General features: G+C 40.4%; 1 protein-coding gene. It reads right to left on the bottom strand.

The genetic code is table 11. The features are described 5' to 3' along the window. Nucleotides 1-204: 204 nt before the first annotated feature. Entirely contained in the window at nt 205-2,259 is a 2,055-nt protein-coding gene (recG, locus tag K6G87_RS11365) for an ATP-dependent DNA helicase RecG (protein WP_296837229.1), read from the bottom strand. Between the last annotated feature and the right edge of the window lie 133 nt (nt 2,260-2,392).

Below are 2,392 nucleotides of genomic sequence, written 5' to 3'. Positions count from 1 at the left end.
GGAATTACTATAATTCCAAGCTCTTCGCCTTCAGCCTGTGTAATACCACTATTTGAGTCTGTAATAATTGCTATTTTAGACATTAAATATACCTCACTTTAATTTTATGTCATAAAAGTCCTTAATTATATTACCTTGCAGCGCAGACACTGTCAAATGGGACGAAATGCCGAAAATTTTTATCATGCAGAATAAGGATGTAACCTACAAAGTCAGATTCGAGTTAATATCCAAAAGGACCTTGTGCAGTGACTCATTTTCGGGTTTAGAGAGCTCAGGATCATCGTTTAAGATATGATCTGCGTCTACAGAAGCCTTCTTGATAAGATCACTGTCTGCATATATGTCGCCAACGCTAAAGAAAAGGTCGCCGCTTTGCCTTATTCCAAACATATCACCTGGGCCCCTTTGGCGAAGGTCTTCTTCAGCGATCTTAAAGCCGTCATTGGATTTACCCAGTATATCAAGACGGGCAGCAGCTTCCTTGGATTCGGACGTATTTAAAAAGATACAATAGCTCTTGTCCTTGCCTCTTCCTACACGGCCCCTTAGCTGATGAAGCTGGGCAAGCCCGAAATGGTCGGAATTTTCTATCATCATGACCGTTGCATTTGGAACATTGATACCAACTTCAATAACAGTTGTCGACACAAGGACATCAATCTCTTTATTGGCGAACTTTTCCATAAGTTCGTCCTTCTCAGAAGCCTTCATACGGCCGTTTAGCATATCAACAGTAATTGATGGTGATAAAACCTTTCTGAGCTTCTCTGTATAGTCAGTGACGTTCTCAACGTCGTTCATCTCGCCTTCTTCTATCATAGGACAGATGACATAGACCTGATGACCGGCCGCAACCTGTTTTTCTATAAATTTATAGGCTGTAGGCCTGTAATCGGGGCCCACTACGCAGTTCTTGATGGGAAGCCTTGAAGCAGGCTTTTCATCAAGGACAGATACATGAAGATCACCGTAAAGTATGATCGCCAGAGTCCTTGGAATAGGCGTGGCACTCATAGCAAGAACATGCGTACTTTCACCCTTTTCTGCAAACCTCTCACGCTGACGAACGCCAAATCTGTGCTGCTCGTCGGTTATGACAAGTGCAAGATTCTTATAGTTTACAGAATCCTGAATAAGAGCATTGGTACCGATACAGACATTGTAGGTGCCATCTTCTATTCCCATGCGATTAAGCTTTTTGTCCTTAGCTTTTAGAGAGCCAATCATAAGAACAGGCCTGAATGGAAGGTCGTATTCTTCCGCCATCCTGCTGATATCTTCAAAATGCTGCCTTGCAAGAACCTCTGTCGGAGCCATCAAAGCGCCCTGATAGCCATTTTCAACCGTTATTAGAAGCGCCAGAAAAGCAAGGATAGTCTTACCTGAACCAACATCACCCTGAATCAGACGATTCATGACCCTAGAGCTCGTAAGATCCGCCTCGATCTCCTTGTAGACCCTCTTCTGAGCATCAGTAAGCTCGTAAGGCAGTTTATTCATAAATGAATCCACAAGCTTTGATTTCTTCATGACAATGCCGCTTACAGATTCTTCTTCAGTAAGCTTTAAAAGTCTTAACCTTAATATGAAAAAAAGAAATTCGTTGTAAGCAAGTCTCCTTCTTGCCTTGTCAAACGTGTTCTTGTCCTTTGGAAAATGAATACTCCTTATAGCATCCCTGTAGTCCATAAGACTGTTATCCGTAATAAGATAGCCAGGAAGCGGATCCTTCATATAAACAGCAGATTCAAGAGCCTGCTGCATGGCTTTTACAACCATATTGTTGGTAAGGCCCTTAACAAGCGGATATACAGGCTGCATGGTTCCCTGAAGAGAAAAATAATCTTCAGGCTGATATATCTTTGGCTGGTTAAAGCAAAAAGTATTACCTTTTCTTGTCACAAGCCCCCTGAATATATAAAAATGTCCCTGCTTTAAAGTACTCCTAAGATAGGGCTGATTAAAATAGGTAACCTTGGCTTTACCAGTAATATCAACTATATCAAAAGTAATAATTGACATATTTCTGATATGTTTTGCATAAATGTTACCTGAAATCTGACACCTTACTGCTACAGTATTACCACTTTTAAGATCAGATACATTTACAACATTTTCAAATGTATCATAGTTCCTTGGATAATACTGAAGAAGGTCTTCAATACGCACTATGCCTGCTTTTTCGAATACTTTTGCAGTTTTATCTCCAATCCCTTTAAGGGAATTCACTGTTTCTTTTAAAGAAGCCTCGTTCATTTTTCCCCTCTTGCTTCAAAATTACTATATTAGTATCATATGTCCGACTACAAGTACTACCAGCAGGCTTAACAGTGTTCCAAGCAGGTAATATTCAGCAAAAGCTTTATCTTCTGTTATCTTATTATATCTG

The sequence above is a fragment of the Butyrivibrio sp. genome (genome assembly GCF_024699075.1).
Note: the sequence above shows the minus strand (reverse complement) of the source record. Positions and strands in the feature narration are given on the sequence as shown.